The organism is Desulfoluna sp. CYM3A, from assembly GCF_056829965.1.
The window spans coordinates 3612330-3631417 of record NZ_CP186556.1; the positions used below are offsets into that span (position 1 = coordinate 3612330).

Here is a 19088-nt window from a genome sequence, read left to right on the forward strand (position 1 = left end):
CTTGAAAACAAGCATGTTACTCGTACAGTTTTCGGAAGTCCCGGTTGGTACGGATATACTTACGCCTGAGCTTCGGTTTTTCGATTTTTCCCGTGGGGTTTCGGGGCACCTCGCCAAAAAAGATCTTTCGCGGCCGCTTGTAGCGGGGAAGGTTCTCGCAGAAGGCCTCCAGGGCGTCCCGCGTCATGGAGCGCCCCTCCTTGATCATCACCACGGCGGCCACCACCTCGCCCAGGCGCTGATCCGGGTAACCGATAATGCCCACGTCCTGGACATCCGGGTGGGTGATGATGTGGTTCTCGATCTCCACGGGGAAGATGTTCTCCCCGCCGGAGATGATAAGGTCTTTTTTCCGGTCCACGAGCCAGATAAAACCGTCTTTGTCCTTCCGGGCCATGTCCCCGGTGCGGAGCCAGCCGTCCACGATGCACTTGGCCGTCTCTTCCGGGTTTTTGTAGTACTCGGTCATGACCCCGGGCCCCTTGATGATCAGCTCGCCGGTCTCCCCTCCGGGAAGCTCGTTCAAGGCACCGTCCACCACCTTGGCCGCCCACTGGTGCCCGGGCAGCCCGATGGCCCCCACCTTATGCTCGTTTTCAAGCCCTAAGTGAACACAGCCGGGGCCTGAGCACTCGGTGAGGCCGTAGTTGGTATCGTAGTCGTGGTGGGGAAAGAGTTTCTTCCACTCGTCAATAAGGGATGGCGGCACGGGCTGGGCACCGATGTGCATGAGGCGCCAGGCGTCCAGGTTGTACTCGGTGAGCACCACGTCGCCGTTTTCGATGGCGATGAGAATGTCGTGGGCCCAGGGCACCAAAAGCCAGACAATGGAGACCTGCTCTTCGGAAGCCACTCGCAGGATATACTCGGGCTTGACCCCTTTGAGGATGACGGTGCGCGCCCCCACCTTGAAGTTTCCGAACCAGTGCATCTTGGCGCCGGTGTGATACAGGGGAGGGATGCAGAGAAAGTTGTCGAGGTGTGTCTGCCCGTGGTGGGCGTTTTCCACCTCGCAGGCAAAGGCCAGGTTGCCGTGGGTGAGGCGCACGGCCTTGGGGGTCCCGGTGGTGCCGGAGGTAAAGTAGAGGGCCGCGGTGTCGGCCTTGGACAGGGGAACAGGAACAAAGGCTGTCTCGTCCGTATCCATAAGGCTCCCGAGGTGCATGGCCCAGTCCGGGCAGCAGCGCTTGGGCCCATCGAAGATCCAGTGTTTCACGGTGGAGGAGAGCTCTCCCCTCACCTCTTCCAGCCGGCCGATGAACTCTTCACCGAAGACAAACACCTCGGCTTCGGCCACGTTGGTGCACAGGGCGATCTTCTCGGCGTCAAAACGAAAGTTCAGGGGAACCACCCAGGCCCCGGTTCGAAGGATGCCGAAGTAGATGGGAAGCCACTCCAGGGAGTTGCTCATGAGCTGAACCACGCGCCCCCCTTTGCTCACCCCGAGCCCCTGAAGGACCGCAGCCAACTCCGTGGCGTAGGTGTCGAACCCGGCCCAGGTGATTTCCCGCCGGAGATTCTTGGCGGGCTCGCGTTCGATAAGTGAGATTTCGCAACCGTAGAGGGAGGCGTTTTCAGCCAGTATATCCGTAATCAACATAAGGCAACCCTGTAAAAAATGCCGGCGAAAAAAAGTCGGCGCCGCACGCGACATTCCCCGTCCCGCCTTGTCGCTGCCGCCAGCCCGTATGTCCCGGATGCCCGCAGGCACCACGTGGTCGACTTTTTCCGAAGGCCGTCAAAATAAAAAACAAAAGCAACGGGACCGTGATCAAACCGGCCCAGAAAAGAGGGCCTGCCGATTGAAACTTATCACATACCACAGCCCCTGCAGAACCTCTACCCCTGATAACGGGAAGGCAAGGAGATCCGCATACGGATCCCGCCACCGAAAACAAGGCCCTGACCACCGTTCCAACATCGGGCTGCGCGTCACGGTTTGCCTTGGTCTCATCCTGTCGATTCGGCCCATACAAGCTGCCGCTGGCCAAACGTTCGCCCGGTTTATGTGTTGGATGCAGCTATTCAGTTGCCTTTGAATGGGGAAAGACGACTCCAAGGAAGGCTTACTTGATCTGTAGGGTTACCGTTGGGTTTGACAAACGAACCTCACCCCTTGAGCCCCCGAAAGCGACGACGTTCCCTTACAAAGGGAGAGTCCACCTCGGCTTCGGCCCAGCGCACCATGTTGCGGATCATCCCCTGGAACACCAGCTCATGGAAAGGTTTGACAGCAATCCAGTAAAGACGCCCCAGAAAGCCCGAAGGGTAGAAAATCGCGGTCTGGTGGATCCACACCCGGTCGCCTTCGGTCTTCACCTCAAACTCCAGCCACGCCTTCCCGGGAAGCTTCATCTCCGAAATCAGCCGCAGGAGCTGGCCCTCTTCAAACCGCTCCACCCGCCAGAAATCAAGGTGGTCTCCGCTTCGGAGCTCCCGCCGGTGGGGCCGCCCGCGCCTCACCCCCACCCCGCCCATCCAATAGTCCACAGCCCCGCGGACCCGCCAGAGAAAATTAAAGGCGTACCAGCCGTTTCGCCCCCCGATGCGGGCAATGGAGGAGAAGGCCCGGCCCGGGGTGGTGCTCACCCGGCGACTCCGCTGGTCAATATACCGGGCCCCCATCCAGGAGGTCTCCGGCCCCGGCGGCTTGACTCCCGCCGAAGAGACGGCGTCGGTCCACCGACTCTCGGCAAAGGCCCGTTCCTCGTTCATCAGGGCCCGCCGGATCGCCTCCCGGGCGCTCATGGGCACCACGCTGAAAAGCTCCCGAGCAGACGGGTCATGCACCACGGTCTGGTTTTTCACCCCCTCGATGAGCTTCTTCCCCACCCGGGCGTAAACAGGGGTCACCAGCCCCAGCCAGAGACTGCTCACACCCGGGGTGAGGATGGGGACGGGGATCATGAGCCGGGAGAGCCCCCGCTCCGTTGCGTAGGCCTCCATGAGGTCCTGATAGGAGAGGGGCTCGGAGCCCCCCACCTCCACGACTCGGCTCTCAGACAGAGGCAGGGTCACGGATTCCGTAAGGTACCGGATCAGGTCTTCGATGCCGATGGGCTGGGCCATCACCTTGACCCAACGCGGCAGGAGCATCACGGGAAGCCGCTCGGTAAGTGCCCGCACCAGCTCAAAGGAGAGGCTTCCAGACCCAATGACGATGGAAGCCCGAAATTCAAGCGTGGGAACCGAAGAGCGCCTGAAAATCCTGCCCACCTCCTGGCGACTTCGAAGGTGGGCCGACAGGTTCGGCCCTTCCCCCAGCCCCCCCAGGTAAATAAGCTTCCGGACACCGGCACGCTGGGCAGCCCCCACAAAATTCGTGGCCGCCTTCCGGTCCATCTCCTCAAAGGCCCCTGTGGCACCCATGGAATGAATCAGGTACAGGGCCGTGTGAACACCCTCCATTGCCTGGTCCAGGGAGGCCACATCAAAGACATCCCCCTTGGCCACCTCGGTGCCTTCCGCCGTTCGGTGCTTCAGAAAAGCCGCGCGCCTCGCCAGGCACCGCACCCGAAACCCCTCCCCTTCGAGGACGCGAAGCAGACGTCCCCCCACATACCCCGTGGCTCCGGTCAGCAAAATCAACGGACGTTCATCCATAATTCACTCCCTGGGTTCAATGGTCTCTCATCACCCCCGCCAGCCCTTACCCCTTACCCCTTACCCCTTACCCCTTACCCCTTAGCCCTTAGCCCTTAGCCCTTAGCCCTTAGCCCCCATTATACACCACCTCACCCCATCAGAAAGTCGTTTTGTCCCAAAGGGTTGACTCCCTGTGGACAAAACCGAAAAACCCGTGATAGGCTGAGACCGTTTTCATCGGGTCCATCAGTTTCCCCGGCCCGTGCATCGCAGGAACACACGCATCACTCATCGTTTTTTCCGAAACGCATTTTACCGAAAAACGCGCCCGGTTTGAGAATCTTCCCACCAGGCACCCATGTCGTCGTTAACGGAACGTCGTTCGGTTTCTCTTACGGAATATCCCATGCCAAGGAGGCTCGATGTTTGACACCCTGTTCTCGCCCATCGCAATCAACTCGCTCACCGTTAAAAACCGCATCGCCTACCCGTCCCTCGGCCTTCTCTACAGCTGGGACCGCAAGTTAAACGACCGGTACGTAAACTACTTTACCGAAATCGCCCGGGGCGGTGCAGGCATCGTCACCGTGGGGCCCGTGGGCGTGGACTTCATCGGATCCGGCCTGGCGGTCCTCGGCCTGGACACGGACGAAGCCATCCCGGACTTTCTCCGGGTCACCGATGCCATCCGGGCCCGTGGAGGTTCCCCCTGGACCCAGCTCTTCCATGCCGGTGCCTACACCCACCCCCTGCTCATCAACGGTGAGGCCCCCATGGCTCCCTCCGCCGTCTACTCCCCTTACTCCAAGACCACCCCCCGGGAGATGAGCCCCGACGACATCCACACGGTGCGACAGGCCTTTGCAGACGCGGCGGCACGGGCCGTAAAGGCAGGCTTTGACGGCGTGGAGATCATCGCATCGGCAGGGTACCTCCTCACCGACCCAGTTCCTCTCCCAAGACCAACAAACGCACCGACGACTACGGGGGAAGCGTTGAAAACCGGCTCCGGTTTCCCACGGAGGTGGTCGCCGCCTGCAGGCAGGCCGTGGGGGAAGGGTTTCCCCTGTCCGTGCGCATGGCAGGCAACGACTTCGTCCCAATGAGCAACACCGACGAGGTGACCCCTGCCATTGCCCGGGCCTATGAAAAAAGCGGGGTGAACCTCATCAACGTCACCGGTGGCTGGCATGAGTCCAAGGTCCCCCAGCTCCCCATGGAGCTGCCCCGCACCGGCTACGCCTACCTGGCCGCCACGGTCCGCAAGGCGGTCTCTGTTCCCGTCATGGCCTCCAACCGCATCACCACCCCCATGGACGCCGAGCGACTCTTGAACGACGGTTACTGCGACATGGTAAACTTGGGACGGGTCCTCATCGCCGACCCCTTCTGGCCCGCCAAGGCCCTTCAAGGACGCGTCGACGAAATCCGCCCCTGTGTGGCCTGCTCCCAGGGCTGCACCGACGAGATCTTCAGCGGCATGCCCGTCACCTGCATCGGCAACCCCCGGGCCGGATACGAAGCCGAGCGCATTGTCCGGCCCACCACCGCCCCAAAAAAGGTGATGGTGGCGGGGGCAGGCCCTGCAGGACTGGAAGCCGCGGTCACCGCCGCACAGATGGGCCACCACGTGCATCTCTTTGAGGCTGGGGACACCATCGGCGGCCAGATCAGCCTGGCCGCCACACCGCCCCACAAGGAAGAGCTTCTGGAATACATCCGCTACTACCGCGCCATGCTGGCCCGGCACAAGGTCGCCGTCACCCTCTCCTGCCCGGTGACCCCGGAGCTGATCCGGCAGGAGTGCCCCGACCATGTCTTCGTGGCCGAAGGGGCGGAACCCACCCGTCCCCCCATCCCCGGAGCCCAAAACGAAAAAGTCCTCTCATCATGGGATGTCCTGAAAAAAGACCGCCCCCTCGGCAAAACCGTCGCCATCGTCGGCGGAGGCGCCGTGGGCCTTGAAACCGCTCTGCACATTGCCGTCAAGGGCACCCTCTCCCCGGAGATGTTCCACTTCCTCGCGGCCCACGACGCAGCCCCACCGGATCGGCTCAGAAAAGGGCTTTTCACCGGCAACCACCGGGTCACGGTCTTTGAAATGGCCCCCCGGGCCGGAGGGGACATGGGCCGCTCCACCCGGTGGATCATGATGGACAACCTCAAACGATACGGGGTTCGCCTCATCACCAGTGCCACCGTGACCAGGCTGTCAGACGATCAAATCTGCTGGGACGACGGCAAAGCCGAGCAGACTGAAAATTTCGACACCGTCATCCTGGCCACGGGCTCCCGGTCCGTGACCACCCTTTCGTCCGCCCTGCCCGGCCTCGGCGTCCCCTTCACCGTCATTGGAGACGGCCTGGCACCCGGAAAATTCAACCACGCCATCCACGGCGGGTTCCTTGCCGCCCTTCAACTGGATGCCGGGAACTGAGCCTTCGGTGGGTCGTTTTTAAAAACGCCCCACCGTCCCCACCTGCCTGGGCCGACAAAAAAAGGCATCTCTACAACATATCTCCCCACCCCACTGCATAACCGTACCCAGTCACCACACACCCATTTAGTATCGAATTTTAGAGCTTTCCCACATTAAAACACCGCCACCACAAGTCAGATTGACTTGGCAGGTCATTATGTAGTATGCAACATAAACAACTCAACCACCCCGTATCGCGGTTCAGCAAAGGGTAAAAAGTTCCACAGGGACTCGAATCATATAAGGAGAGAGTACAATGCAAAGCGACTACTATCTGGTGGAAAAAGAGGGCCCCATCGCCACGGTGTGGCTCAACCGGCCGGACAAGAAAAACGCCATGAACCCGCCTGCCTGGGTTGACAGCGTGGGGGTGTTCAAAGAGCTGGACGAAGACCCGGAGGTCCGGGTCATTATCGTGGCGGGCAAGGGAAAAGACTTCTGTGCGGGCATCGACCTCTTTGAGATCATCGGCATGCTCCCCGAGCTCCTCGACCCCGAGCAGAAAGGGGGCGTGAAATGGCCCCTGCTCAGCAAACTCAAGCTCATGCAGGACGGCCTCACCGTCATCGAGCGGATCCGCAAGCCCGTCATCGCCGCGGTGCAGGGCAAGTGCATCGGCGGTGGCCTGGACCTCATCTGCGCCTGCGACATCCGCCTGGCTTCTGCCGACGCCACCTTCTCCCTGAGGGAAGCTGCCGTGGGTATGGTGGCGGACATGGGCGTCCTCCAGCGCCTGCCCCTCATCGTGGGACAGGGTGTTGCCCGGGAGATGGCCTTCACCGCCAAGTTCATCGATGCCTCAAGGGCCCGCGACGTGAGCCTCGTCAATGAGGTCTTCGAAGACGTCGACGCCCTGTACGCCGGTGCCCGCGCCCTGGCCGAGGAGATCCTGGGAGCCGCCCCCATCGCGGTGCAGGCATCCAAGGACGTCCTCAACAACGCCATCGCCTCCCAGATCGACGAAGGCCTGAGCTACGTGGCCGCCATCAGCGGCAACATCGTCCCCTCCAACGACCTCATGGAAGCGGTGACCGCCATGGGCGAAAAACGTGCCCCCAAATTCACCGGCACCTGATCCGTTTCAGCACACCGGCACCCCAAGCCCCCTGTTGCGAGTTATGTGGACTGCAACAGGGGACATGGAAAACAGCGGAGTGCTTGCGAAGCGATGTCAGTCCTGCTCCGGGACCGTCAGAGTCGCCACCACGGGAAGATGATCGGAGATATGGAGGGTATCTTCGGACCGGACCCGGGCCGATGTCACGGCAAGCTCTCTTGAGCACATCAGGTAATCCAGGGTCCGGTCGGGTGCGGAGACGCCGGGGTCGTTGGGGAAGTGGGTGTAGTGGGGAGACGCCCCTCCGGGGTCGGTGTCGTCAAGGCCGGGAATCACCGTGTACCGGCTGAACAGGGGCGTCATCTCCCCTTCCGGGTTGAACAGGGCCCGCTGCTCCTCGTCAAGGGTCTCGTACTGGCCCGGGGGAAGCAGGTTGAAGTCCCCCCCTGAAATGACGGGGGCACCCTGCCGCTCGAACACATGAATCACATGCTCCAGGGCACCAAGCTGGCGGGCAAGGAGGTCCGGCGTTACCGGAAAAGCCTCCAGGTGAAGATTGATCAGGGCCAGGCGCCCCCCGCCCGTAACCGGAAGTTCGGTGGTCAGCAGGCACCGCTGGAGGTTGAGGCGTTCGGTGAAAAAATTGCCCCCAGCCCCGGGCAGGGCGATGCGGACGGGGACCTCCATGCGGTAGCGAGAAAAAATCACCAGCTTCATGCCCACAGCCCCCATGATCTTCGGGTGGGGTACAAAGCGGGCTTTCCAGTAAAAGGCCTCGGCCTTGAAAGGGTAACGGGTCTTTAACAGGCTCTCCAGCCTCGCGGCCTGGTCCTGTCCGTCGGTACGGGAAGCCCCGTGGTCCACCTCCTGGAGCAGGAGGATATCCGGGGATTCATCATCCACCACACGGGCCGCTTCGGCAAAGGTGGCGTCCATATCCTGTGGTGACGGACGTTTGTCCGGCCCGGAAAACCCGGGAAGATCATAGTAAAACACATAGTTCTTCCCGGCAAAATACTGCACGTTCCAGCTCATGACCTTAAGGCTCTGGCCGGGCGAAAGGGAAGGCCCCTCTCCGGCGGTGAGGCTGGCCGAGACCACCGCCTCAAAGCGCTCCCCGCCCCGATACACCCAGACAGCGGCCACGAGAAGCATACCGAGACTTCCGGCACACAGAATGCCAAGGCATTTCATCAGTCCGTACATCGCATCTCCCCCATGCTCCATGGGCGTTGGCCATCCGGCCTTCCGGCATCGCCCGCAGGCCTGTGTTCTGGTTTTTCGTGCTCCCGCATATCATACCCTTCAAACGGAAAAAAAGACAGCGTCTCGTATTGACGTCTTGCGAAACAATGACAACCCCATCGCCCCTGCGAATCGTAAAAGAGCCCCCCGTCTCCCCCCGGCATGACATCCCCTTCCAGGCGGCTCAGCCCTTTCCTACCCAAACGGCCTTCCCGGAAAGCCTGCGCAAAAAAACGCTGATTACTCGACAACTTAATTTTGACTCACTGACGCCAAATGCCGCTTGACATCCTCTCTAACCGCGACTATAGACAATAGACACTTCTCGCATATGAGAAGTTGCACACGTCTTACATGCCTACTTCTTTTTTGTCTTAAAATCGCTCATTGATGGCATCACCAAAGGGCTCGCCCGCATTCCGGCCTGCCTGTGCACATGGCAGCGGTCATGAACCCCATGATTCATAAACCGCGACACCCGTCGGGGAGAATCGCACGGGGCGATACGAATCCACTGACCGCATACGTTCTCAAGCCCCAATCCATCACACCAAGGCGCTTTTCACGGGTCTTTTTTCATATAGCCGACCTCGTTGCCTGACAGGGCTCCCTTGCATGTAGCCCAGGAGGCGGAGCTATGCCCGGCCACAGCCGTCGCATGGTCCAGCAGTCCCCCACTCTGTCCGAGCTCCCTACGCTTTCACTTCAGGAGGAATCCCATGGCAGTATTGACGTATCCAGGTGTTTACATGGAAGAGGTGTCCAGCGGTGTCAAGCCCATCGAAACAGCGGGCACCTCAACGGCGGCTTTTTTCGGCGTCGCCGAGCAGGGCCCCATCGGGTCCGTAAAAAAGATCTTTAACTTCACCGAATTCCAGGCCACCTACGGCGGCTTCATGAAGGGGTATTTCCTTGCCCACGCCGTCTACCAGTTCTTCAACAACGGAGGGAGCCAGTGCTATGTGGGCAGGGTGGCGGCAGGTGCCGATACAGCCGGAGTCACGGTCCAGGACCGGGGCACCACGGCCCAGGAGAGCCTCACCTTTTCCGCCGTCTCCCCGGGGGCCTGGGGAAACCGGCTCATGGTTGTCGTGGACAGCGACGCCTCCGACGATCCCCTCAATGCCTTCACCCTCGCCATCTACCGGGACAACGACATCCCGGACGGCCCGGCTGTACGGCTCGAAACCCACGAAGACCTCTCCATGAACCCGGCCTCGCCCCACTACGTTCAAACCGCTGTGAATGCCCGGTCCGGCGTGCTCCGGGTGGTCGTTAATGAGGCCAACAGCAACCAGATCCCGGGCTACAGCCAGGGAGGTGCCATTGCCGAAGGCACCCTGCTGGGGGAAAACCAGCGCCAGATCGGCATCAACATCCACAACGACGGATACCGCACCGTGGACCTCACCGAGGCCCTGGAAGAAGCCGATCTCACCGACCTGTCCGCCGTTGCCGCGGGCTTGCAGGCTGCCCTGCGGGCCCTGGTTCCCTTAAGGGACTCCACCCCGGCAGACGCCTACCAGGTGACGGTCTCCGTGGAACAGACCGACCGGATTCGCATCACCTCCGGCCACACCTCGGCGGACTCCCGGGTGGAGGTGGTCGACGGCCCCGCTCCCCTCACCAATGCCTCGGCTGCCCTCCGCCTCGGCACGCGCAACGGAGGCATCGAGGTGGAGGGGTCCTCGGCCATGCGCCCCAGGCCGGATACCCCCTACCTCCTGGGGGACGACACCGTGTCCGGTGCAGTCACCGCCATCCGCCCTGGCACCGACGGCACCCTCCCGCTGAACGACATCGACTACATCAAGGCCCTGAACTGGCTGGACACCGTCCTGGACGTCAGCCTCATCGCCATCCCGGGCATCGGCACACCGGCCGTGGCCGACGCAGGCATGGCCTACTGCCGGAACCGCCCGTTAAGCGACTGCTTTTACATCGCGGACATGAATATCGAGACCACCACCCTTGAAGGCGCCATGGCTTACAGAAACGCCATCAACACCCCCAACTCCTTTGGCGCCGTTTATTTCCCCTGGCTCAAGGCCCTGGACCCCACCGGGCTCAGCCCCGAACCCATCACCGTGCCCCCGTCCGGCTACGTGGCGGGCATCTACTCCCGCACAGACGCCAAACGGGGCGTCTGGAAAGCCCCGGCCGGAACCGAGGCCATGCTCAGCGGCGCCGTGGGCCTTGCCGCCGACCTCACGGATCCCCAGCAGGGCAACCTCAACAAGAACAAGAAGAGTGTCTGCGTCATCCGAAAGTTCCCGGGCTCCGGCATCGTTCTCTGGGGTGCCCGCACCCTGAGTTCCGATGCGGAGTATCGATACATCCCGGTTCGGCGCATGTCCATGATGCTCAGGGTAAGCATCTACAACGGCATCCAGTGGACCGTCTTCGAGCCCAACGACGAGGAGCTCTGGTCCCAGATCCGCCTGAACATCAACTCTTTCATGATGACCCTCTTCCGCCAGGGTGCCTTCCAGGGCGCCACGCCGTCCAAGGCCTTCTTTGTGAAATGTGACGGCGAAACCACCACCCAGACATCGACCGGGGCGTGGTCAACGTGCTGGTGGGCTTTGCCCCCCTCAAGCCCGCGGAGTTCGTGGTGGTCAAGCTCAGCCAGGCCGCAGGGCAACGATAGCTCAACCTCCGACACCTATCCAACGGGAGATCCCCCATGGCACAGTTCACTGTAAACACCCACCGGTTTGATCCGTACCGCAACTTTAAATTCAAGGTAAAATGGGACGGAAAATACATCGCAGGCCTCAGCAAGTGCAGCCCCTTGAAAAAGACCACCGCGGTGACGGACTGGCGAGAGGGCGGCGACCCCAGCTCCGGCCGGAAGCTCCCCGGCAAAACCTCTTACGAGAGCATCACCTTGGAGGCTGGCATCACCCACGACACCACCTTTGAGGAGTGGGCCAACCTCGTCAACAACTTCCAGGGGGACGCCTCCATGTCCCTGAAGAATTTCCGCAAGGACGTGGTCATCGACGTCTTCAACATGCAGGGCACCAAGGTGCTCTCCTACAAGGTGTATCGCTGCTGGGTCTCCGAGTACCAGGCCCTGCCCGAGCTTGACGCCGGGGGCGACGCCGTGATGATCCGCACCATCAAGCTGGAAAACGAAGGGTGGGAACGGGACACCTCCGTTGCCGAGCCTTCGGAAGCGTAACGCCCCATGGAAACCGTTGCCTGTGAGCTGCCCGGCGGCTATGTGGACGAAGACGGAAGCATCCACCGGGAGGTGATCCTGGGCCCCCTGACGGGCGCCCAGGAAAAAGCCCTGGCACAACAGGACAATGCCTCGCCGGACGCCCGTGTCACAGGGATTCTCGCCGCCTGCATCCGGCGCATGGGCGCCCTGGACAACATCACAGACGCACACACCCGCCGCCTCCTGGTGGGGGACCGGCAGTTTCTCCTCCTGAAGCTTCGGGAGATCACCTTCGGCCCCCGGGTGCACGTCACCACCCGCTGCTCCCGCCCCGACTGCGGGGAACGCCTGGACATTGAGTTCACCACGGACACCGTCCCCGTAATCCGGGCCCCCCAGGCGCACCGCTACATGCCCCTGGAACTCCCGGCCGAAGCCAATGGTTCCCGCACCGTCACCTTCAGGCTGCCCAACGGCGAAGATCAGGAGCACCTCGCCCACCTGGCAACGGAAAACGAGGTGCTGGCAGCCACCCTGCTCCTGACCCGCTGTATTCGTACCATGGCCCCCCACGGCAACGCCCCGGAGCGGGATGAGATTGACGCCCTATCCCAGCAGGCCAAAACCTGTATTGAAGAAGCCATGGACCGCCTTGCCCCCAAGGTGGTCACCACCATGGAGGCCTTCTGCCCCGAGTGCCGACGGAGCTTCTCCGTGGCCTTCGACCTCCAGGCGTTCGTTCTCAAAGAGATGGGCACCCGCCTCGACCTCCTCTTTCAGGAGGTGCACTACCTGGCCTACCACTACCACTGGAGCGAGAAAGAGATACTCGGCATGACCCGCACAGACCGGCGAAGGTACATCGATATCCTGTCCGAGGCCGTGGAACGAGCCCATCATGCAAGCTGATTCGCCCACCCGGAAAAGGGGCGCTTCTCGGCTCCAACACCCAGAAATCTGAGCCACCGGCCCACCGGATCCACGCCCTCCTGGGGTTGCCCGACCCCACGCTTCCCACAACCCAGGGCCGCCTTACTGCCCCCGGGTACCTTCAGGTACGAAGATGCCCTCCCGGGCCGTAGAAGGTTCGAGCCGACCACCGGCCCCCCTGGAACACGTCGCCACGCATTTCCAGATTGCCCATTGAGACCCACGAAACCTTCGGGGCGAACCCTTCCTCCCACGGTGAAGAGAGCACCTCTCCCCGCCTTGGGGAGCGGGTTTCGAGACGATAATCCCCTCAACCTTCCCGGAGCCATCCGCACCGGTGACGGGCATGGAGGCACCCAGGACACAAACCACTCGCCACCGGACGGCGACGCCCGAACAAAAAGAGGCCACACCGCAACCGGACGACGGAGCCTTCCATAACGAGCCCCTCCCGCACATGGACGCCACAGATGGCCTCGCCCCGTCAGCCCAGGGCCAAGCCCATGTAATGAAGGGCCCGCCCCGCTCCACCGCACCGGGCCCGAGGCCGCCGACGCCTCCGTCACACTGAATCCCGGCCCTATCCCCGTGGCCCCGGAGATGTCGCCCCCACAACAGAGGTCCCCACGGTGCCGGACAAAAAACTGGCCCCATCCACAACGCCCTGTGCGGACACAGCCCCTGAGCCGCCGGGTCCAAAAAGAGACGCAGAAAAAAACCGGTTTCACGAACCAGCTTCGCTGCTTGCCTCTGCACCCCCGGCAAAACAGCACACAGATACAGCGGGCACACCGGAAGGCCCTATCCGGCCACCGGTCCATGGGGCGTGCGGGGAACTTTCCCCTCCCCCTCACGCCCCGGTGCCCGCCACACCCTCAGGAGAAGATGAAGCGCCCATGGATCGCCTGCGACGGCTCTTCCCCGGCCTCACCGCCCCAGGGTCCCCGGCACCGGCGCCCCGGCAAGAGGCCTCTGTCACTCCGGCCCCAGAGGCCCCGAAAGAGCCCCCCATGGAACCGCCACCCGTCACCCGCGTCATCATGGTACAGACGCCTGCGGCACCAAAGGGCCCCAACCGGGCAGCCACCTGGCAGCGAAGCCATGGGACGCGCCGGGCCCTGTTGAACATGATCCGATAACCCTGGAGGACCGTGAGTAAATCCACCGCCATAGGCATGGTCAGCGAGTCCCTGCGCAACCTGTTGCTCGGGGAGATGACCCTCACCCCGGAAGTCGGGGTCACCCTCCTTGCCCCGGACGAGCCCGGCAGCGACAGGCGCGTGAACCTCTTTCTCTACCGCGTGGAAGAGAGCCCGTCCCTTAAGAACCTGGACTGGCAACCCCGGGCCGACGACCCGGCCCGGCTTGTGCCGCCCCCGTTGTCCCTGCACCTTTTCTACCTCATGACGCCCAAGGCCCTCACCGATCCCCAGACCGGCAACGTCCATGCCCACAAAATCCTGGGGGAAGCCATGCGGGTCTTCCACGCCAACCCCGTGGTGCCCGCCCCTTACCTCAGCCAGGGCCTTGAAAGCGCCCGGGAGCAGATCACCATCCGGCAGGAGCCTGTGGACCTGGAGTCCATGGGCTCCATCTGGAGCACCTTTGCCCAACCCTACCGGCTCTCGGTGGCCTATGAGGTCTCGGTGGTACAGATCGACATGCCAGCTACCCGGGAGCGCCCCGTGGGCAAGCGCGTCCTTCGCGTGGGAGTCCCCGAAGTAAAGGCCCCCTTTCATCCCCCCGAGGTCACGGGCATCACCCCCGCGGCCGCCCCGGCCGGAACCGTGGTCACGGTCACCGGCAGGCACCTTACGGGCTGGAGGGCCTATGTCTCGGTCATGCGAAGGGCCATCGACTCCGGCACGCTCTCTGGCCTCCGACGCCTTTCCGGTCACCATTCCGGCGGACCGGCCCCCGGTTTCTACGAGATGCGCATCGACATCTCCCATCTCTGCCGGAAAACCCTCTTTTTCGAGGTGACGGCGTGATCATCCAAGGGGCCGCCCCCATGTCAGGGACAGCATCATCACCTCGCCCGGAGGACACGGGTTACGCCAGAAACGCCGACCACCTGGCAGATGAACGACAACGTGGGATTTTGACCGCGATGGGTCCTCACCCTGAGGCACGGCCATGAAGCCTTCAAAGACCCGGAAGATGCCCAGTCAAGCATGGGCCTTTACATCTCCGACACCCACGTGGACCGACTCCTCGCAGAAGAAAGCGTCCCTTCGGAGAGCGCCCCCGACCTCTCCGAGGTATCGGACCAGCTGGAAAAAATGGGGCAGGAGATCGCCCGAAAGGTGTCGGCGAGCCTTGACCGGAACATCCCGCTGGCACTGCCCCTCCTTGCCGGGCTCTACGACCTCTCCCCCATTGAGGTGCAGGCGGTGATGATCTGCCTGGCCCCGGAGCTGGACCGAAAATACGACACCCTCTACGCCTACCTCCAGGACGACATCACCCGCAAGCGGCCCAGCATGGACCTGATCCTCTCCCTGCTCTGCCGCACCCCGGCCCAGAAATGGAGCTTAAGGGCCATCGTCTCCCGGGAGTCCCGTCTCCTGCAGCGGGGCATCCTGCAACCGATGGAAGACCCCCACAGCCCCTCGGGCGCCAGCGACCTGGCCACCTTCCTCCGGGTCGACCGCCGCATCACCGGTTTTCTCCTGGGCCACAACGCCCCGGATCCCCGCATCAACGCATTTGCCCGAATCGAAGAGCAGGGAGACCCTATAGATCGCGTGCTGGTCCCGCCCCACGTCAAGACCCGGGCCCTCCACCTCATGGGCAGGCAGGCGGGTACCCCGTCTGTCCTCTACCTCCACGGCCCAAAGGGGGCCGAAAAGAGACACCTTGCCCGATCCGTCTGCCGGGAGCTGGGCTGCCCCATGCTCCGCGTCGATCTCTCCCTTGTGGCCCCAGCCACCCCGGAATCAGACCACCTCATGTGGCTGGCTTTTCGAGAAGGCCTCCTCACCGGGGCCCTTCTGCTTCTGGACAACGTGCAGGCCCTCCTCTCCTCGGACGAGGCCCTGCCCTTTATAAAAAAAATCGCCCAGCGGATCACCGAATTCGCATCGCCTGTTTTTATGGCAGGGGAAGCCCCCTGGACCCGCGAAGCAGCCCTTGAAGGCCTCCCCTTTGCGTCCCTGGCCCTGCCCATCCCCCCCGTGCCCCTGCGGGAAACGGCCTGGCAGCGAGCCCTTGAGGAAAATGCCCCTGAAAACCGAGGTCCGTGGTCCGCCCTTCTTGCCCGGTGGTTCACCCTGCCCCCGGGGCAGATCCGGGATGCCGCCCGGTTTGCCGAGATGCAGTCCCGCATGAACAGCCCGGAGGCCCCCCTGACCCTGCCCGACCTCTTTGCCGGATGCAGGCAGCAGTCCGGCGACAGGCTGGCGGCCCTCTCCGTCCATGTCAAACCCGGCTCGTCCTGGGATGACCTTGTCCTGCCCAAGGAAAAAACCGCGCTCCTCCACGAAATCTGCGCCCAGGTCAAACACAAGGAGCGTGTGTTCTCCGACTGGGGATTCGACACCAGGGTGCACAGCGGCAAAGGTCTGAGCGTCCTGTTCTCCGGCCCTCCGGGCACGGGAAAAACCATGGCCGCCCAGGTCATCGCCCGGGACCTTCAGCTCTCCCTGTACAAAATCGACCTCTCCGGCGTTGTGAGCAAATACATCGGAGAAACCGAAAAGAACCTGGCCACCATCTTCCGGGAAGCGGAAAAAAGCCACGCCATCCTCTTTTTTGACGAAGCCGATGCCATCTTCGGCAAACGCACGGAACTCAAAGACGCCCACGACAGATACGCCAACATCGAAACGAGCTACCTCCTCCAGAAAATGGAAGAGTACGAAGGGGTGGTGATCCTGGCCTCCAACTTCCGTTCCAACATGGACGAGGCCTTTACGCGCAGGCTGCGCTTTATCGTGGAGTTCCCCTTTCCCGATGCGGGCCTCAGGGAAAAAATCTGGAGAAACCATGTGCCGGAAAGCGCCCCCCTGGCCGAGCCCCTTGATTTTGAGGGCCTGGCCCGCCGGTTCGAGGTGTCCGGGGGCACCATCAAGAACATTGTCCTGAACAGCGCTTTTCTGGCAGCCGAAGCATATGAAGCCATCGCCACACGCCACATTCTCCACGGCGTCAGGCGCGAGTTTGAAAAGATGGGCAAACTCTGGACCGATGAGGCCGAACAATGAGCGGCGGCTTTCCCAACACACCCAAAATCCTGCGCGGGGCCTTTGTGGAGTTCGGCCTGAGCATTCCTCCCCTTATCGTGCCCTTTCAGTTCAACCCCGTGGACCTGAAACGGAACCGAACCCTCACCTTCTCCGGCCCCGGAGCCGCGTCTCCCGTGACAGGAAACCCCGCAACCGGAGGGACCACCACAGCCGGTCCCTCCCTGAGGCAGTTCCACCAACAGGATACCTACTCGGACCTTTTGGAGCTTCAGCGGGACCAGAAGGTAACGGTCCAGGAAGAGACCATCCAGTTTGAGATGCGCCTGGACGCAACGGAAAAGATGGACGAAGGGGCCCCCCTGGCCAGCCAGTTCGGGATCATGCCCCAGCTCTCCTCCCTGGAACTCATGCTCTACCCAAAAAAAGAGAGCTTCTTTGCCTCGGACCTGGGCTTCCGGTTCACCCGGGGAGAAAATCCCCCCATGATCCTGTTTATCTGGGGACGAAAACGGGTCCTGCCCGTCAACATCAACAGCATGAACATCACCGAGACCGAGTTCAGCACCGACCTCAACCCAATCCGGGCCACCCTCTCCGTCTCCCTCACCGTCATTGAGGGGCCCAACCCGGTCTTCACCTACACCAAGGCCATGAAAGAGGTGATGTCCGCCCTGAACCTGGCCAACATCGCCAGCATCACCGACGTGGTCATCCCGGGATAATCCATGTTTTTCAAGCATTCGAGGTACAAAAATCTGGAGACAGAGGTGGTCCCGGACGCCAGGGGCCGAAAGCTCTCGTCCGTGTCCCTTCGCCTCACCCCGGTCACCACCGGCACCGTTCGCCACACCCTCACCGACGCAGACCGCCTGGACCATCTCTCCTGGACCTGCTACCGCACCCCGCAGCTCTGGTGGCACATCGCCGACGCCAACCCCGAGTTCCTCTCCCCCCTGGAACTCATGGGCGACGGCCCCTTTCGCACGGTGCGCATCCCCATGGGCTCCGGCAACGCAGCGCCCCCCCCCGGACGAAGCGACCTGCTCCGCAGGCTCACCGCCCTTCCCGGGGTTGAGGACGTGCTCATGGACGAAACCGGGGAGCCCCTTCCCACAGAAGCAGCAGACGCCCCGGAAGCCACCCTGATCATCTGCTACAACCGCCTCACCACGAGCCCGGATGAGCTGGTCGCCGCCGTCACCGAGGCGGGCTGGATTGCGGGAACGGCCCAACCCGTGGAACGCACGGGCAAATCCATTGCCCTTGCGGATCTGTAAGGGGCCACCGCAACAGGTTCACCCATAAAGGGTCACAAAGCCGACATGGAAAACGAGCACCTTGCCATAGAGATCCAAGGGGAAGAGGCCGACGACCTCTACCCCCACCTCGTCTCGGTGGAGGTGGAAAAAGAGACCGGGCTCACCGACACCTTTGCCATGCAGCTGACCCTCTCCTGCGATCACCAGGGGACCTGGGAACTCCTGGAAGACGAAAGGCTCAGGCCCTGGAAATCAATCACCCTCCGGGCCGGGTTCGGCTCTGCCGACGACCCCCTGTTAAGAGGCTACATCACCCACATGGCCCCCATCTTCGACCCGGACCCAGCGGCCTGCATTTTGGAGATCCGGGGCATGGACGCCTCGGTCCTCATGGACAGGGACGAAGCCCTCAAGGCCTGGCCCGATAAAAAAGACAGCGACATTGCCCGGGAGATTTTCGAAAGCCACGGGTTTGATACAGACGTGGAGGAGACCGAGGTGGTCCATGGCGAGGCCGTCTCCACCATCATCCAGCGGGAGACCGACCTCCAGTTCCTCAGGCGCCTGGCCCTTCGTAACGGCTGCGACTGCTACATGGACGAAGGCACCGGCTGCTTTAAAAAGCCAAACCTCAACGCAGCCCCCCAGCCTGTCCTCGCCGTCCACTTTGGTGACGAGACCACTGTCCGCAGCTTCTCCCTCTCGGTAAACGCCCTGGGCCCTGGCCGCGTCTCCATGGCCCAGGTGGACCGCCTGAACAAAAAGGTCCTTTCAACAACGATTGAATCCAACGACGCCCCGTCCCTGGGGCGCCTGGATGCCTCGGCCCTTGCCCCTTCCGGGATCCAGGCGGCCACCCTGCACCTGGACCGGAAGATCACCACCGGCCAACCCGAAATGGACCTCTTCGCCCAGGCCATCCACCGCCGGGCCCACTGGTTCGTCACCGGCCACGGCGAAATCATGGGAAACCACTACGGGCACGTGCTCAAACCGCGCCAAGCGGTGCCCATCAAAGGCATCGGCGAGACCTTCAGCGGCCTTTACGCCGTCACCCGCGTCACCCACACCTTCACCGACGACGGCTACACCCAACGGTTCACGGCCACGCGCAATGCCCTGGAACCCACAGGATCGGAGAGCTTTTCCGACGCCCCCTTCGGGTTGTAGCCAAGGA

15 protein-coding genes and 1 pseudogene are annotated in these 19088 nt (G+C 62.4%); 13 read left to right on the forward strand and 3 right to left on the reverse strand.

The features are described 5' to 3' along the window. Positions 1-16: 16 nt before the first annotated feature. Together ACOYW1_RS18395 and ACOYW1_RS18400 are read right to left on the reverse strand one after the other, a co-directional pair. Positions 17-1600: a class I adenylate-forming enzyme family protein gene (locus ACOYW1_RS18395; protein ID WP_482415398.1), complete on the reverse strand. Its 1584-nt coding sequence runs from the start codon at positions 1598-1600 to the stop codon at positions 17-19. A gap of 509 nt (positions 1601-2109) precedes the next feature. Next, positions 2110-3603, reverse strand: coding sequence for an SDR family oxidoreductase (locus tag ACOYW1_RS18400; RefSeq protein WP_482419210.1), 1494 nt, complete (start codon positions 3601-3603; stop codon positions 2110-2112). A gap of 404 nt (positions 3604-4007) precedes the next feature. Between ACOYW1_RS18400 and ACOYW1_RS18405 the strand changes: the two genes are divergently transcribed. The 4 genes and pseudogenes from ACOYW1_RS18405 to ACOYW1_RS18420 all read left to right on the forward strand — a co-directional run bounded on the left by ACOYW1_RS18405 (position 4008) and on the right by ACOYW1_RS18420 (position 7139). After that, positions 4008-4691 carry an oxidoreductase gene (locus tag ACOYW1_RS18405; protein WP_482419211.1) on the forward strand — a complete coding sequence of 228 codons (684 nt, stop codon included), beginning with the start codon at positions 4008-4010 and terminating at the stop codon, positions 4689-4691. Further along, positions 4598-4948, forward strand: a pseudogene (locus ACOYW1_RS18410) (oxidoreductase); the annotation flags it as partial. The gene ACOYW1_RS18405 and the pseudogene ACOYW1_RS18410, both read left to right, overlap by 94 nt. After that, complete coding sequence (locus ACOYW1_RS18415; RefSeq protein WP_482423759.1) at positions 4937-6022, forward strand: NAD(P)/FAD-dependent oxidoreductase; 1086 nt, start codon at positions 4937-4939, stop codon at positions 6020-6022. The pseudogene ACOYW1_RS18410 and the gene ACOYW1_RS18415, both read left to right, overlap by 12 nt. A gap of 298 nt (positions 6023-6320) precedes the next feature. Beyond that, complete coding sequence (locus ACOYW1_RS18420; RefSeq protein WP_482419212.1) at positions 6321-7139, forward strand: crotonase/enoyl-CoA hydratase family protein; 819 nt, start codon at positions 6321-6323, stop codon at positions 7137-7139. Positions 7140-7235: 96 nt separating this feature from the next. Here ACOYW1_RS18420 and ACOYW1_RS18425 read toward each other — a convergent pair whose 3' ends face one another. After that, positions 7236-8327 (reverse strand): endonuclease/exonuclease/phosphatase family protein, encoded by a 1092-nt coding sequence (locus tag ACOYW1_RS18425; RefSeq protein WP_482419213.1) that lies wholly within the window; start codon positions 8325-8327, stop codon positions 7236-7238. Positions 8328-9085: 758 nt separating this feature from the next. Here ACOYW1_RS18425 and ACOYW1_RS18430 point away from each other — a divergent pair. The 9 genes from ACOYW1_RS18430 to ACOYW1_RS18470 all read left to right on the forward strand — a co-directional run bounded on the left by ACOYW1_RS18430 (position 9086) and on the right by ACOYW1_RS18470 (position 19081). After that, entirely contained in the window at positions 9086-11071 is a 1986-nt protein-coding gene (locus ACOYW1_RS18430; RefSeq protein WP_482419214.1) for a phage tail sheath subtilisin-like domain-containing protein, read from the forward strand. After that, a complete protein-coding gene (locus ACOYW1_RS18435) occupies positions 11053-11553 on the forward strand; it encodes a phage tail protein (RefSeq protein WP_180143868.1) in 501 nt (166 codons plus the stop codon). Before ACOYW1_RS18430 ends, ACOYW1_RS18435 begins: the two co-directional genes overlap by 19 nt. Positions 11554-11559: 6 nt before the next feature. Continuing rightward, positions 11560-12444 (forward strand): T4 family baseplate hub assembly chaperone, encoded by an 885-nt coding sequence (locus ACOYW1_RS18440; RefSeq protein ID WP_482419215.1) that lies wholly within the window; start codon positions 11560-11562, stop codon positions 12442-12444. Between the two features lie 917 nt (positions 12445-13361). Beyond that, positions 13362-13604, forward strand: a complete 243-nt coding sequence (locus ACOYW1_RS18445) for a hypothetical protein (RefSeq protein WP_482419216.1) — start codon at positions 13362-13364, stop codon at positions 13602-13604. 12 nt (positions 13605-13616) lie between these two features. Continuing rightward, positions 13617-14456, forward strand: a complete 840-nt coding sequence (locus ACOYW1_RS18450) for a Pvc16 family protein (protein WP_482419217.1) — start codon at positions 13617-13619, stop codon at positions 14454-14456. Between the two features lie 183 nt (positions 14457-14639). Next, positions 14640-16670, forward strand: a complete 2031-nt coding sequence (locus ACOYW1_RS18455) for an AAA family ATPase (protein ID WP_482419218.1) — start codon at positions 14640-14642, stop codon at positions 16668-16670. Next, entirely contained in the window at positions 16667-17374 is a 708-nt protein-coding gene (locus ACOYW1_RS18460; RefSeq protein ID WP_482419219.1) for a CIS tube protein, read from the forward strand. The genes ACOYW1_RS18455 and ACOYW1_RS18460 overlap by 4 nt, the downstream gene beginning before the upstream one ends. A 3-nt stretch (positions 17375-17377) precedes the next feature. Further along, positions 17378-17929 (forward strand): hypothetical protein, encoded by a 552-nt coding sequence (locus ACOYW1_RS18465; RefSeq protein ID WP_482419220.1) that lies wholly within the window; start codon positions 17378-17380, stop codon positions 17927-17929. A 45-nt stretch (positions 17930-17974) separates the two neighbouring features. Further along, the gene (locus ACOYW1_RS18470; RefSeq protein WP_482419221.1) at positions 17975-19081 is read left to right on the forward strand and encodes a phage late control D family protein; all 1107 of its coding nucleotides are present in this window, start codon (positions 17975-17977) and stop codon (positions 19079-19081) included. Positions 19082-19088 lie beyond the last annotated feature (7 nt).

Excerpts from the sequence above, each read along its gene's own strand:
- ACOYW1_RS18395 (WP_482415398.1), bottom strand. The coding sequence starts at position 1,600 with ATGTTGATTACGGATATACTGGCTGAAAACGCCTCCCTCTACGGTTGC.
- ACOYW1_RS18400 (WP_482419210.1), bottom strand. The coding sequence starts at position 3,603 with ATGGATGAACGTCCGTTGATTTTGCTGACCGGAGCCACGGGGTATGTG.
- ACOYW1_RS18405 (WP_482419211.1), top strand. The coding sequence starts at position 4,008 with ATGTTTGACACCCTGTTCTCGCCCATCGCAATCAACTCGCTCACCGTT.
- ACOYW1_RS18415 (WP_482423759.1), top strand. The coding sequence starts at position 4,937 with ATGGTAAACTTGGGACGGGTCCTCATCGCCGACCCCTTCTGGCCCGCC.
- ACOYW1_RS18420 (WP_482419212.1), top strand. The coding sequence starts at position 6,321 with ATGCAAAGCGACTACTATCTGGTGGAAAAAGAGGGCCCCATCGCCACG.
- ACOYW1_RS18425 (WP_482419213.1), bottom strand. The coding sequence starts at position 8,327 with ATGTACGGACTGATGAAATGCCTTGGCATTCTGTGTGCCGGAAGTCTC.
- ACOYW1_RS18430 (WP_482419214.1), top strand. The coding sequence starts at position 9,086 with ATGGCAGTATTGACGTATCCAGGTGTTTACATGGAAGAGGTGTCCAGC.
- ACOYW1_RS18435 (WP_180143868.1), top strand. The coding sequence starts at position 11,053 with ATGGCACAGTTCACTGTAAACACCCACCGGTTTGATCCGTACCGCAAC.
- ACOYW1_RS18440 (WP_482419215.1), top strand. The coding sequence starts at position 11,560 with ATGGAAACCGTTGCCTGTGAGCTGCCCGGCGGCTATGTGGACGAAGAC.
- ACOYW1_RS18445 (WP_482419216.1), top strand. The coding sequence starts at position 13,362 with ATGGATCGCCTGCGACGGCTCTTCCCCGGCCTCACCGCCCCAGGGTCC.
- ACOYW1_RS18455 (WP_482419218.1), top strand. The coding sequence starts at position 14,640 with ATGGGCCTTTACATCTCCGACACCCACGTGGACCGACTCCTCGCAGAA.
- ACOYW1_RS18460 (WP_482419219.1), top strand. The coding sequence starts at position 16,667 with ATGAGCGGCGGCTTTCCCAACACACCCAAAATCCTGCGCGGGGCCTTT.
- ACOYW1_RS18465 (WP_482419220.1), top strand. The coding sequence starts at position 17,378 with ATGTTTTTCAAGCATTCGAGGTACAAAAATCTGGAGACAGAGGTGGTC.
- ACOYW1_RS18470 (WP_482419221.1), top strand. The coding sequence starts at position 17,975 with ATGGAAAACGAGCACCTTGCCATAGAGATCCAAGGGGAAGAGGCCGAC.